Below are 13,408 nucleotides of genomic sequence, written 5' to 3' on the forward strand. Positions count from 1 at the left end.
GCTCCGCCGTCACGGAAGCGCGGCCCTCAGGACAGCACCGTCGTCAGGAACTCCCCCGTCCACGCGAGCAGTTCACGGCCGGTCAGCGGCTTGCCGCCGATCCGGGCCGTCGCCGGGCGCGGTACCAGGACCTGCTGCGTGGCCGGTTTGATCACCGCGCGGGGGTGGAGCCGCTTCAGCCGCAGCTCCTGCGACTCCCGCAGCTCCACCGGGCCGAAGCGGATGCTGGAGCCCTGGAGCGTGATGTCCGTGACCCCGCAGGAGCGGGCGAGCATCCGCAGGCCGGCGACCAGCAGCAGGTTCTCCACCGGCTCCGGAAGCTTTCCGTACCGGTCCGTCAGCTCCTCGCGGACGGCGGCGATGTCCTCCTCGGAGTTGGCGGAGGCGATCGCCCGGTACGCCTGGAGGCGCAGCCGCTCGCCGGGCGCGTAGTCGTGCGGGACGTGGGCGTCCACCGGCAGCTCGATCTTGACCTCCAGCGGCGGCTCCTCCTCCACACCGCCCTCCAGGGAGGCGCGGTAGTCGGCGACGGCCTCACCCACCATCCGCACGTACAGGTCGAAGCCGACGCCCGCGATGTGCCCGGACTGCTCACCGCCGAGGAGGTTGCCCGCGCCGCGGATCTCCAGGTCCTTCATGGCGACGTACATCCCGGCGCCCATCTCGGTGTGCTGCGCGATGGTCGCCAGCCGCTCGTGGGCGGTCTCGGTGAGCGGCTTCTCCGGCGGGTAGAGGAAGTAGGCGTAGCCGCGCTCGCGGCTGCGGCCGACGCGGCCGCGCAACTGGTGGAGCTGGGAGAGGCCGAAGGTGTCGGCGCGCTCCACGATGAGGGTGTTGGCGTTGGCGATGTCGATGCCCGACTCGACGATCGTCGTGGACACGAGCACGTCGAACTTCTTCTCCCAGAAGTCGACCACGACCTGCTCCAGCGCGGACTCCGACATCTGGCCGTGCGCGGTGGCGATCCGCGCCTCGGGCACCGCCTCGCGCAGCCGCGCGGCCGCCCGGTCGATGGACTCCACCCGGTTGTGGATGTAGAACACCTGGCCCTCGCGGAGCAGTTCGCGGCGGATGGCGGCGCCGATCTGCTTGGTGTCGTACGGGCCGACGAAAGTGAGGACCGGGTGCCGCTCCTCCGGCGGGGTGGTGATCGTGGACATCTCGCGAATGCCGGTGACGGCCATCTCCAGAGTGCGCGGGATGGGCGTCGCGGACATGGTCAGCACGTCGACGTTGGCGCGGAGCTTCTTCAGCTGCTCCTTGTGCTCGACGCCGAAGCGCTGCTCCTCGTCGACGATGACGAGCCCGAGGTTCTTGAACTTCGTCTCGGAGGAGAACAGCCGGTGGGTGCCGATGACGATGTCGACGGAGCCCTCCCGCATCCCCTCCAGCACGGCCTTCGCCTCGGCGTCGGTCTGGAAGCGGGACAGCGCCTTCACCGTGACCGGGAAGGCGGCGTAGCGCTCGGTGAAGGTGCCCATGTGCTGCTGCACCAGCAGGGTCGTGGGCACGAGCACCGCGACCTGCTTGCCGTCCTGGACGGCCTTGAAGGCGGCCCGGACCGCGATCTCCGTCTTGCCGTAGCCCACATCGCCGCAGATCAGCCGGTCCATCGGGACCGACTTCTCCATGTCCTCCTTGACCTCGGCGATGGTGGTGAGCTGGTCGGGGGTCTCCGCGTACGGGAAGGCGTCCTCCAGCTCCCGCTGCCAGGGGGTGTCGGGGCCGAAGGTGTGGCCGGGGGCGGCCATCCGGGCCGAGTAGAGCCGGATGAGGTCGGCGGCGATCTCCTTGACGGCCTTCTTGGCGCGGGCCTTCGTCTTCGTCCAGTCGGCGCCGCCGAGCCGGTGCAGCGTGGGGGCCTCGCCGCCGACGTACTTGGTGACCTGCTCCAGCTGGTCGGTGGGGATGTAGAGGCGGTCTCCGGGCTGGCCGCGCTTCGCGGGGGCGTACTCCACCAGCAGGTACTCGCGGGTGGCGCCCTGGACGGTGCGCTGCACCATCTCCAGATAGCGGCCGACGCCGTGCTGTTCGTGGACGATGTAGTCGCCCGCCTCCAGGGTCAGCGGGTCGATGGTCTTGCGGCGGCGGGCCGGCATCCGGGCGCCGTCCTTGCCGGCGGTCTTCTGGCCGGTGAGGTCCGTCTCGGTGAGCACGGCCAGTTTGAGGCCGGGGTCGGTGAAGCCCTGGTCGAGGGTGCCGCAGGCGACGTGGACGACCGACGGGGCGATCGCCCCCGGTCCGTCGCCCAGCCCGTCCGCCAGCCGGGCGGGGATGCCCTCGCCGCTCAGCACCTCGGCCATCCGGGCCGCCGTGCCGTGGCCCTCGGTGAGGTAGACGGCGCGCCAGCCGTCGGCCAGCCAGCCCTTGGTGTCGGCCAGCGCGCGGGCGGTGTCGCCGCGGTAGCTCTCGGCGGCGCGCAGGCCCAGCTTGACGGTGTCCCCGCCGGCCTCCTCGTCGGCGGCGAAGGGGCTGACCGACCACCAGGGCATCCCGAGCTCCCGGGCCCGCTCCCGGACCTCGGCGATGCTGCGCAGGGAGGCCGCGCCGACGTCGATGGGCGCCTCGCCGGTGTCCGCCATGGCGGTGGCCGCCCAGGACGCCTGGAGGAACTCCTGGCTGGTGGCGACGAGATCGGCCGCGCGGGTGCGGACCCGCTCCGGGTCGCAGACGACCGCCATGCTGCCCTCGGGGAGGACGTCGACCAGCAGTTCCATCGCGTCGACCAGGACCGGCGCCAGGGACTCCATGCCCTCCACCGCGATCCCCTCGGCGATCTTCCCGAGGAGCTCGCCCAGCTCCGGGCGGGCTTCGGCGAGCTCCGCGGCCCGCCGCCGGACGTCCTCGGTGAGCAGCAGCTCGCGGCAGGGGGGTGCCCACAGGCCGTGCTCGGCGACCTCCAGGGAGCGCTGGTCGGCGACCTTGAAGTAGCGGATCTCCTCGGCCTCGTCGCCCCAGAACTCCACCCGCAGGGGGTGCTCCTCGGTGGGCGGGAAGACATCGAGGATGCCGCCGCGGACGGCGAAGTCACCGCGCTTCTCGACCAGTTCGACCCGGGCGTACGCGGCGGCGGACAGCGCCTCGGTGATCTCGGCCAGATCGGCGCTCTCCCCCTGCCGCAGGCTGACCGGCTCCAGCTCCCCGAGCCCCTTGACCTGCGGCTGGAGCACGGAGCGCACGGGGGCGACGACGACCTTCACGGGCCCCGCGGACGGGTCGTCGGCCGAGGGATGGGTGAGGCGGCGCAGCACGGCCAGGCGGCGGCCGACGGTGTCGGAGCGGGGCGAGAGCCGCTCGTGCGGCAGCGTCTCCCAGGACGGGTACTCCACGACCTCGTCCGGCGGCAGCAGGCAGCGCAGGGCGGCGGCCAGGTCCTCGGCCTCGCGGCCGGTGGCGGTCACGGCCAGCACGGTGCGCCCGGCGTCCCGGGCGAGGGCCGCCACGGCGAAGGGGCGGGCGGCCGGGGGGCCGACGAGATCGACGTGCGGACGCCGGCCGTCGGAGGCGGACCGCACCGCTTCGGCGAGCGCGGGGTCGCGGACGACGGCGTCGAGCAGACCGTGCAGGCTCATGGGGGCTCTTTCCGTCCCGGGAGGAGATGGGCAACGCGAAGGGCCCGGCACATCGCCGCTGCCGGTTGGGTACGGGCGGGCGGACGGTCCGGGTGAGGCTCTCAGCCTACGTCGCCGCACGGACAGCCGTGGCCGCGCGGTGGCGGGGGCGGGGGCGGGGTGGACACACCGGGCCGCATGGCACCACAATGGCGCCATGAAGCGGATCAATCTCCGGGATGTTCCCGACGAGACGTACCAGACGCTCGTCCGATGCGCCGAGGCCAACCGCCAGTCCCTCAACGCTTTCGTCGTCGACCAGCTGGAGGACCTCGCCAAGACCGCGAACCTGACCACCTTTCTGGACCTCTACGAGCCCCCCGCGGGCACCGGCATCAGCATCGAGGACGCCGTGGACGCCGTGCGCGCCGCGCGGGAGAAGGAGTGAGCCTCGCCATCGTGGACGCCTCCGTCCTCACCTCCTTCTACGCCGCGGACGACCACCGGCACGGAAAAATCAGGTCCCGGCTCGCGGCCGGCGACGCCCTGTACGCACCCGCGCACATCGACGCGGAGGTGGTGTCGGCACTGCGCGGCATGGCCCGGAAGGACAGGGAGCTGGAGACCGCCGTGCCCGCGGCACTGCGCCACCTCGCCGCGTTCCCGATCCGCCGCGTCCCCGTGTCGCGCCTCTTCGAGAGAATCTGGGAACTCCGCGGGAACGTCACCGCCTACGACGCCGCCTACGTCGCCTTGGCGGAGCAACTGGGCGGCCCGTTGATCACCTGCGACGCGAAACTCGCCGGCGCGGGCGGGACGCACTGCGTCTTCGACGTGATCGCCTGATCCTCCCGGAAGCCGGACCACCGTCACGGGCGGGGTGGTGTGCGAAGAGCTCCGGCCCCGGACACCACTGGGGCGTCCGGGGCCGGGGGCCGTGCTCTGCCGGGTCATGACCGCCGCCGGGGCGGCGGAGCGGCCGCCGGCGTGCGCGCGCCGGCCGGGGCCGCGTCAGTAGCGGTGGGCGTAGGCGCAGATCGCGTAGACGCTGATGCCGACGGTGCTGTAGTCGTTCTGCCGGCCCAGGCCGATCCAGCCGCGGCCGTCCTCGGTCGGGAAGCTGCCGACCAGGATCGCGTCCGCGCCCCGGGCCTCGGCACCGCCGCCGAGGACCCGCTTGCCGCGCGGGCACTCGGCGACGCGGCGCTGGAAGTTGGGCACGTTCTCGTTGGGCAGTTCGACGATCTCCCAGCCGCGCACCCCGCGGTACCAGTGCGGGTTCTCCGCTCCGGCCCGGTCCGCCGCGCCGGCCCGTTCTTCCGCGACCTCCGCGCGGTCGTCGGCGCCGGCCTGGCCGGCCGCCCAGCCGCCGCCCGCCAGCAGGGCCAGCGCCAGCGCTCCCGCGCTGAACATCCGCTTCTTGCGCATCCTGTGCTCCCTTCGATGACCGGTGTCCACCGGTGGGGCCGGGCCCTGGTGCGGGGCCGCGGGCGCCCAGTATCAAAACGGGACGATGCTCAACACACGGATGACACGGGGAAGAAGAGACAAAGCACCCATAAGCAACGTTCTTCATAAGAGCTGAGAGCAGGGTGGGCCGGCAGCGCCGGCGGGGGCGGAAACGGCGGAGCCGGAGAGGACGGAGCGGGCCCCGGACCACCCAGGGGTCCGGGGCCCGCTCCGCTCCGGGCGGCCGCGCACACTACTCCGTGGCGATGGCGTTCAGCACGTTCATCCGCCCGGCCCGGAACGCCGGGACCAGGGCCGCGATCAGTCCGACCAGCGCCGAGCCGAAGAACACGGTGATGATCGTCGGCCAGGGGATCTCCAGCACGCCCAGGCCCTCCAGGGACAGCAGCTGCTGGGTCGCCGCACCCCAGGCCATGCCCAGGCCGAGGCCGAGGCCCGCGCCGAAGAGGGCGATGACGACCGACTCCAGGCGGATCATGCGGCGCAGCTGGCGCCGGGAGAGACCGATGGCCCGCAGCAGGCCGATCTCCCGGGTGCGTTCGACGACCGACAGGGCGAGGGTGTTCACCACACCCAGGACGGCCACGATGATCGCCAGGGCGAGAAGCCCGTAGACCATGTTGAGCAGCTGGCCGATCTGGTCCCGCAGGGTCTCCTTGTAGTCGGCCTGGTCCCGCACGTTGTACTGCGGATAGTCCTTCAGGCTGTCCTTGAGGGCGGCGTACGCCTCGTCGGCCTTGCCCTCCTCCGCCTTGCCGAACATGATCATGTTCGCCGGCATCTCCCCCTCGGGGAGGTACCGCTCCACGGTGGCGATGTTGACGTACAGCGCGCCCTGGTCGACCGAGGTGTCCTGGGTGGTGATCGCCGCCACCTCCAGTTCCGCGGTCTTCCCGCCGACGAAGGCCGCGGTGACGGTGTCCCCGAGCCCGATGCCGTGGTCCTTCGCGAAGTCCTCCGGGACGGACAGGGAGTCTTCCCCGTACGCGGCGGAGAGCTCGCCCTCCACGGTCTCGACCCGCAGGTCCTCGGCGTAGGTCGGGTCGGCGGCGGTCAGACCGGTCTCGGTCTTCTTCCCGTCCGGCGTCGACAGTTCGACGCTGACGGACTTGTAGTCCGTGACGTGGGCCAGGCCGGGAGTGGCCTTGACCGCCTTCTCCGCCTCCGGGGTGATCAGCTGGCCGGTGTCGGAGCCGATGATGAAGTCCGCCCCGACCGACTTGTCGAGCTGTTCCTCGGCGGAGGCCACCATCGAGGAGCCGACCACCGACAGGCCCGCCACCAGCGCCAGGCCGATCATCAGCGCGGCGGCCGTGGCGCCCGTACGGCGCGGGTTGCGCAGCGCGTTCCGCTCGGCCATCCGCCCCACCGGCCCGAACACCCGCAGGACGACCGCACCGAGCACCCGCACCACGCCGCCGGCCAGCACCGGTCCGATCACCACGAAACCGACGAGGCTGAACACGATGCCCAGGGAGAGGAACCGCGCCCCCTCGCCCGCCTGGTCCGCCCGCGCGGCGAGCACGAGCCCGGCCGCGCCGATGCCCGTCAGGACCAGCCCCACCACGGCCCGCACCCGGCCCGTGCGGCCGTCGGCGGGGGTGCCCGCGTCCCGCAGGGCGGCCATCGGCGAGACCTTCCCGGCCCGCCGGGCCGGGAGGTAGGCGGCGACGACGGTGACGACGACGCCGAGCGCCAGGCCGACCAGGGGCGTGGCCGGCTTGACGGTCAGGTCGGAGGTGTCGAGGTTCATCCCGACCATGCCCATGAGTTCCATCAGGCCGACGGCGATCCCGATGCCCGCGCCGATCCCCAGCAGCGAGCCGATCAGGCCCAGCAGCAGCGCCTCGATGAGCACGGACCGGTTGACCTGCCTGCGGCTGGCCCCGATGGCGCGCATCAGGCCGATCTCGCGGGTCCGCTGGGCGACCAGCATGGAGAAGGTGTTGACGATCAGGAAGATGCCGACCAGGACGGAGATCCCGGCGAAGCCCAGCAGCGCGTACTTCATGAAGTCGAGGAAGCCGCCGATCTGCTCCGCGGCCGAATCGGCCACCTCGTCCTGCGTCTGCACCTCGAAGCCGCCGCCCAGTTCGGCGACGACGTCCTTCTTGAGCTGCTCGTCGGTCACGCCCTCGGCCGCGGTGAGCAGCACCTGGCTGACCCGGTCGGTGGAGCCGAGGAGTTTCTCCTGGGCGGTGGGGTGGTCGAAGAAGACCAGCGCGGCACCGGGGTTGGTGGCGGTGAACTTCGCGACGCCGCTGATCTCCGCCTCGGTGGTGCCCCGGAAGGAGATGACCTTGACCGCGTCGCCGATCTCCAGCTTCTTCTGGTCGGCGGTGTCGGCGTCGACGAGGATCTCGGCCGGACCGCGCGGCGCGCGGCCGGAGACGAGCTCCATCGCCTTCTCCTCCTCGGGCCCCCAGTCGGTGGCGATGGTGGGGGCGCCGGTGCTCGGCGAGAGGCTGTCGCCCTGGTCGTCGACGAGGGTGACGCGCTCGTCGTAGACGTCCACGAGCGCCTTCTCCACGCCGTCCAGCTTCTCCAGGCGGGCCGCCGTGGCCTCGGGGATGGCGGGCGCCTTACCGGTCTGCTGGGCGTTCTCCTCCGTCTTCGCCGAGACCGTGACGTCCGAGGCGGTCGCGGAGAACAGCTTGTCGAAGGTGGTGTTCATGGTGTCGGTGAAGACGAGGGTGCCGCAGACGAACGCCACCGACAGCAGCACCGCGATGGCGGAGAGCACCATCCGTCCCTTGTGCGCGAGGAAGTTGCGCAGGGAGGTCTTGAGGACGGTCATCACGCGCTCCCGCGGGCGGACGGGGCGTGGCCGGGCACCGCGTGGCCGGGGGCGTCGTCCGCCGAGAGGCTGAGCATCCGCTCCAGGACCCGCTCGGCCGTCGGGTCCGGCATGTCGTCGACGATGCGGCCGTCGGCGAGGTAGAGGACCCGGTCGGCGTAGGCCGCGGCCACCGGGTCGTGGGTGACCATCACGATCGTCTGGCCCAGCTCGTCCACGGAGCGGCGCAGGAAGCCCAGCACCTCGGCGCCGGCCCGGGAGTCGAGGTTGCCGGTCGGCTCGTCACCGAAGATGATCTCCGGGCGGGCGGCCAGGGCCCGCGCCACCGCCACCCGCTGCTGCTGGCCGCCGGACAGCTCGGTCGGCCGGTGCTTCAGCCGGTCTCCCAGGCCGACGGTCTCCACGACCCGCTCCAGCCACCCCCGCTCGGGTTTGCGGCCCGCTATGTCCATGGGGAGGGTGATGTTCTCCAGGGCGTTGAGCGTGGGCAGCAGGTTGAACGCCTGGAAGATGAAACCGACCCGGTCGCGGCGCAGTTGCGTGAGCTTCTTGTCCTTGAGGCCGGTGATCTGCGTGCCGCCGAGGTGGATCTCCCCGGCGGTGACGGTGTCCAGCCCGGCCAGGCAGTGCATCAGCGTCGACTTGCCGGAGCCGGAGGGGCCCATGATCGCGGTGAGGCGGCCGCGGTCGATGTCCACGTCCACCCCGTCCAGCGCCAGCACCCGGGTCTCCCCGGAGCCGTACGCCTTGACGACCTTGCGGGCGCGCGCGGCGACGACCGTATGTCCTCCGCTGCCCCCGGTCCTGGGATTCGATACAGCCGTTGTCACGGTATGTCTCCTCAGTCGTTACGAAGGGTTCCGGGGCCGCCGCGGGTCCTGGACGATCGGCGGTCCGCTGGCCCGGCGCCGCGGTTCCGGTGGTCCCGGCGGCCCCCCGCCGCCGGGCTCGGACGGTGCCGCGCCGGCCGGCCGCCACCAGCCTGCCGCCCCGGTCCGTCCGGCACGATGGGGTGAGGCGCCGTTCCCACGGTGGGGCCGGCCCCACCCCCGGGATCGGGGCCGCCCCCGCACCGCAGCCCACACTAGGCAGGGGGCGGCCCGCCCCTCGTCCTCCGGCGGTACGAAACCGCTCCTCCCGAGCGTACGGATCTCCCCCTAGGGGCCTCCCCCGGGCGGAGGAGCCACCCGCCCGCACCGGCCGCACCCGAGACCGCCGCCCCGGACCCCGGCACCTCCACCACCAGCCGGGATACCGCTTTCCCCGGGCCTGGCGGACATGAAAGTGTGCGTCGTACACGGACTTCGCGGGAGGAGGCACCATGAGCGGCACCGCCGACCGCGTCAGCCGCACCGGGGACGACGCCGAGGGCACCACCGGGGACGGCGTTCCGGGCGGCACGGGGGACGGCGTTCCGGGCGGCACGGGGGACACCACGGGCTTGGGCACCGGCACCGGCACCGGCACCGGCAACAGCACCAGCACCAGCACCAGCACCAGCACCGAGTCCGCCGCACCGGCACCGTCCGCGCGCCGCGGACCCGTCGCCGCCGCGCTGATGCTGGCCATGGCACTGGCCGCGCTGGACGGCACCGTCGTCTCCACCGCCGTCCCGCAGATCGTCGGCGACCTCGGCGGCTTCGCCTTCTTCTCCTGGCTGTTCTCCGGCTACCTCCTCGCCGTCACCGTCACCCTCCCCCTCTACGGCAAGCTCTCCGACACCTTCGGCCGCAAACCCGTCCTCCTCACCGGCATCGCCCTCTTCCTGCTCGGCTCCCTGCTGTGCGCCGGCGCCTGGGACATGGCGAGCCTGGTCGCCTTCCGCGTGGTCCAGGGACTCGGCGGCGGGGCCATCCAGGGCACCGTCCAGACCGTGGCCGCCGACCTTTATCCGCTCGCGCAGCGCCCCCGCATCCAGGCGCGGCTGTCCTCCGTCTGGGCCCTGGCCGCGGTGGCCGGCCCGGCCCTCGGCGGCCTGCTGGCCGGATACGCCCACTGGCGCTGGATCTTCCTGCTCAACCTGCCCGTCGGCGCGATCGCCCTCTGGCTCGTCGCCCGCCACCTGCACGAACCGCCGCGCGCCCGGAGCGGGCCGCCCCGCGTCGACTGGGCCGGGGCGCTGGGGATCTTCCTGAGCGGCGGGCTGCTGCTCACCGCGCTGGTCCGGGGCGGGGTGGCCTGGCCCTGGCTGTCGGCGCCGTCCCTCGGGCTGTTCGCGGGCAGCGCCGTCTGCGCGGCGGCCACCGTCGTGGTGGAACGCCGGGCCGCCGAGCCGGTCATTCCCGGCTGGGTCTGGCGCCGCCGGACCATCGCCTCCGTCAATCTGGCCCTGGGCGCGCTCGGCGTGCTGATGGTCGCCCCGACCGTCTTCCTGCCGACGTACGCGCAGACCGTGCTCGGACTCGGCCCGGTCGCCGCCGGTTTCGTCCTGTCCGTGATGATTCTCAGCTGGCCGGTGTCGGCCGCGCTCAGCAGCCACGTCTACCGGCGCATCGGCTTCCGCCAGACCTCGATGACCGGCATCGCGCTGGCCGGGCTGACGCTGGCCGCCTTCCCGCTCCTGCCCTACCCCGGCGAGCCCTGGCAGCCCGCGCTGCTGATGCTGGCGCTGGGCGCGGCCCTCGGGCTCTTCCAGCTTCCGCTGATCGTCGGGGTCCAGTCGACCGTCCCCTGGGCCGAGCGCGGCACGGCGACGGCGTCCGTGCTGTTCTGCCGCCAGGTCGGCCAGAGTGTGGGCGCCGCCGTCTTCGGCGCCGTCGCCAACGCCACGCTCGCCTCCCGCATCGGCGGCCCGCCGCCGGCCCCCGGGCCCGGGTCCCCCGGCACCTCCGGGGAGGGGGCCCCCGGCGCGCTCGACACCGTCTCCCGCGCCCTGGAGGACCCGGCGTCACTGACCGCCGCGGCGGCCGCCCGGCTGCGGCTGGCCGTGGACGCCGCCGTGGAGCACGTCTACATCGGCGCGGCGGCCGCGGCGGCCCTGGCCCTGCTCGCGCTGCTGCTCGCCCCGCGCCGTTTCCCCGTTCTCCCGGACGGCGAGCGCGACTGAGCGCGGGCGGACGGAGCCTCCCGGCCCGCCCGCTCAGGGGCGGCCGCCCCGGCCGGTGTGGGCGGTCAGCCCCCGCCGGCCACTGTCAGCCGCTCCGGGCGGCCGCCGGTGACGAGCGTGGTGAGGGCCGCCTCCATGCTGTGCCCCAGGAACCAGTCACCGGTGTGGTCGAGGCTGTAGACCCGCCCCTCGCTGTCGACGGCCAGGACCGCCCGGCCGCTGCCGGGGCCCTCCGGGCCCGGGCCCTCCTCGCCCAGCGGGGAGATCTCCGTGCCCAGCGCCCGCCCCAGATCGGAGAGCGTCCGCGCCAGATGCAGCCCGCACATCGGATCGATCAGACAGGACGTGGGCGCCACCTGGTGCCCCGCGGCGGCACCCGCGATCCGCAGGCCGCCGAACTCGGCCCAGGCCTCGACGGCCGCCGGGAACACGGTGTGCCGGTGGCCCGCCGGGGACACATGGGCGCGCAGGCCGTCGGCCCACGCCTCGGCCTGCCGGATGTCCCAGCGGCCCGGCCGCCAGCCCGCCTTCCGCAGGGCGGCGTCCACGGCGACCGGGAACCGGTCGGTGGCCGTACGGTCGAAGGCGCGCACATCAGCTCCTGTCCGGTGCGGACGCCGCCGGGTCGACGTGCCGTACGCCGAAGTGCGCCAGCAGCGCCGTGCACGACCGGCAGGGCGGCGCGTACCGGCCGTGCCGGGGGTCGCCGTCCTCACGGATGTGACGCGCCGTCAACTTGGCCTGCTTCAGGGCCTTCCGGGCCTCGCCCTGGGACAGCGGCCGGCGGGAGGCCCGCTTGCTCCGCGCGCCCTCGACCTCGGCCAGCTGACGGGACAGCAGCAGCGCCTCGGGGCAGCGGCCGGTGAATCGTTCACGCTGGGCGGTGCCGAGCCGGTCGAGGAAGTCCTGGACCAGCGGATGGAGCACCGGCGGCAGGTCACCCCGCCCCGCCGTGGCGGTGAGGGTCCTCCCGCGCACGGACAGCGCCGCGGCGACGGCGGGCAGGATGCCGTCCCGGCGGTGCCGGAGGACCGGCGGCCGTCCGGGGCCGGTGTCACTGCTCCATCTCAGCCGCGGGTCACCCGGCGGGGTTGCCGGGAGGTCCTGGGTGGCGCTCATTCGGTGCTTCCCCTCCTGTGCAATCCCCCTGGTTGCGGGGACAGCCTGCCAAACCGCCGGGGAAATCAGGAAGTCCGGCGGGTACCCTCCGCGCGTCGCACAACCGCAGGTCACCGGTGCGTGACAGCTCGTCACAGGAAAGACGACAGACCCCCCGAAAGGGTTATCCCAGCCCCCCGGGGACGGAAGCGCGGACGCTCCGCGAACACCGGTGCAACCCCCCGGAGGACACCGGGCCCCGCCCCGGGCATCCCCGGGCGGTGCGAACTCCGCCGCGACGGCCGCGCGCCCCCGCGGACCCACGCCGAAGTACCCCCGAACGGCCTAATCCCGCCCCCACCACCGGGCCGCAGCCCGCGCCCCCCGCCACCGCATAGGCTGTGCGCCAACATCGGACGCAGCAGGGGGCAACCGCCATGACGACAGGCCGGCCCGGGCTGGGGGCGCCTCCCAGCCCCCGGGCGGGGGAACACCCCGCGCCACCCAACACCGCCTACGCCGGGCAGACCGTGCACTTCCCGGACCCGGTCCGCGCCGCCCGGTACCCCGGAGGCGTGCGGATCGACGAGCACGGCCGTCCGGACTTCTCCCCCTACGCGCGCGCCGCCGCCGAGATCGCCGACCCCCCCGAGGGCTTCGGCGTCGACGAACTCCGGCTCACCGACTACGTGTCGGCCAACGCCGCCCTGCACGCCGCGGGCCACGAGCTCTGGGGCAGCCTCCCGCCGGTGGCCACCCCCCACGGCTGGACCTGGCACCACGTACCGGACAGCCGCCGCATGGAGCTCGTACCCGCCGAGGTCAAGGCACTGCTGCGGCACCACGGCGGACTGGCCACCGCCCCCGTCGACCAGGAGAAGCGCGGCACCCGCCCCCTGCAGGAGACCCGCCCCACCCACCTCGCGCTGCCCAAGGGCGCCCTGTCGGTCACCGAGGCCCAGGTCCTCGGCGTCGAGGAGGACCTCGGCTACCGGCTGCCCGGCGCCTACCGCTCCTTCCTCAAGGCGGCCGGCGGCTGCGCGCCGGCCGGCGCCGCGCTCGACGCCGGACTGGGCCTCCTCGTCGACCAGCCGTTCTTCACGGTGCGCGACGAGGCCGCCGTCAACGACCTCGTGTACGTCAACAAGTGCCTGCGCGACCACCTCACCAAGGACTACCTGGGCGTCGCCTTCGTCCAGGGCGGCGTCCTCGCGGTCAAGGTGAAGGGGTCGGCCCTCGGCTCGGTGTGGTTCTGCGCCTACGACGACGCCCGCGACCGCGACGGCCTCACCGTCCAGGAGCGCGTCGACCGGCTCCTGCTGCCCTGCGGCGACGACTTCGACGACTTCCTGCGGCGCCTCGCGGGCAGCCCGCCCGAACTGGAGACCGTGGCCAACCTGATGGTGGACGGCGGCTTCGCGTACGCCGTCCCGGTGGAGGGGTGAG

10 protein-coding genes are annotated in these 13,408 nt (G+C 73.5%); 4 read left to right on the forward strand and 6 right to left on the reverse strand.

Annotated features, from left to right (window positions below; genetic code table 11):
• Window positions 1–26 precede the first annotated feature (26 nt).
• Window positions 27–3,572 carry a transcription-repair coupling factor gene (mfd, locus tag KBZ10_RS22540; protein ID WP_210989524.1) on the reverse strand — a complete coding sequence of 1,182 codons (3,546 nt, stop codon included), beginning with the start codon at window positions 3,570–3,572 and terminating at the stop codon, window positions 27–29.
• 196 nt (window positions 3,573–3,768) lie between these two features.
• Here mfd and KBZ10_RS22545 point away from each other — a divergent pair, with 196 nt between their 5' ends.
• The gene (locus KBZ10_RS22545) at window positions 3,769–3,999 is read left to right on the forward strand and encodes a hypothetical protein (RefSeq protein ID WP_210989525.1); all 231 of its coding nucleotides are present in this window, start codon (window positions 3,769–3,771) and stop codon (window positions 3,997–3,999) included.
• Window positions 3,996–4,397, forward strand: coding sequence for a type II toxin-antitoxin system VapC family toxin (locus KBZ10_RS22550; protein ID WP_210989526.1), 402 nt, complete (start codon window positions 3,996–3,998; stop codon window positions 4,395–4,397). Before KBZ10_RS22545 ends, KBZ10_RS22550 begins: the two co-directional genes overlap by 4 nt.
• A gap of 165 nt (window positions 4,398–4,562) precedes the next feature.
• Here the strand turns inward: KBZ10_RS22550 and KBZ10_RS22555 are convergent, their stop codons facing one another.
• The 3 genes from KBZ10_RS22555 to KBZ10_RS22565 all read right to left on the reverse strand — a co-directional run bounded on the left by KBZ10_RS22555 (window position 4,563) and on the right by KBZ10_RS22565 (window position 8,648).
• Complete coding sequence (locus tag KBZ10_RS22555; RefSeq protein ID WP_210989527.1) at window positions 4,563–4,979, reverse strand: hypothetical protein; 417 nt, start codon at window positions 4,977–4,979, stop codon at window positions 4,563–4,565.
• A gap of 274 nt (window positions 4,980–5,253) precedes the next feature.
• A complete protein-coding gene (locus KBZ10_RS22560; protein ID WP_210989528.1) occupies window positions 5,254–7,818 on the reverse strand; it encodes an ABC transporter permease in 2,565 nt (854 codons plus the stop codon).
• Entirely contained in the window at window positions 7,818–8,648 is an 831-nt protein-coding gene (locus KBZ10_RS22565) for an ABC transporter ATP-binding protein (RefSeq protein WP_210989529.1), read from the reverse strand. Before KBZ10_RS22565 ends, KBZ10_RS22560 begins: the two co-directional genes overlap by 1 nt.
• A 491-nt stretch (window positions 8,649–9,139) precedes the next feature.
• Between KBZ10_RS22565 and KBZ10_RS22570 the strand changes: the two genes are divergently transcribed.
• The gene (locus tag KBZ10_RS22570; RefSeq protein ID WP_374223401.1) at window positions 9,140–10,864 is read left to right on the forward strand and encodes an MFS transporter; all 1,725 of its coding nucleotides are present in this window, start codon (window positions 9,140–9,142) and stop codon (window positions 10,862–10,864) included.
• Window positions 10,865–10,929: 65 nt separating this feature from the next.
• Here KBZ10_RS22570 and KBZ10_RS22575 read toward each other — a convergent pair whose 3' ends face one another.
• Complete coding sequence (locus KBZ10_RS22575; protein WP_210989530.1) at window positions 10,930–11,457, reverse strand: SUKH-3 domain-containing protein; 528 nt, start codon at window positions 11,455–11,457, stop codon at window positions 10,930–10,932.
• 1 nt (window position 11,458) lies between these two features.
• The gene (locus KBZ10_RS22580) at window positions 11,459–11,983 is read right to left on the reverse strand and encodes a YwqJ-related putative deaminase (protein WP_210989531.1); all 525 of its coding nucleotides are present in this window, start codon (window positions 11,981–11,983) and stop codon (window positions 11,459–11,461) included.
• Window positions 11,984–12,399: 416 nt separating this feature from the next.
• Between KBZ10_RS22580 and KBZ10_RS22585 the strand changes: the two genes are divergently transcribed.
• Entirely contained in the window at window positions 12,400–13,407 is a 1,008-nt protein-coding gene (locus tag KBZ10_RS22585; protein WP_210989532.1) for an SMI1/KNR4 family protein, read from the forward strand.
• Window position 13,408 lies beyond the last annotated feature (1 nt).

The organism is Streptomyces sp. F63 (assembly GCF_018070345.1).
Classification (GTDB): Bacteria; Actinomycetota; Actinomycetes; order Streptomycetales; family Streptomycetaceae; genus Streptomyces.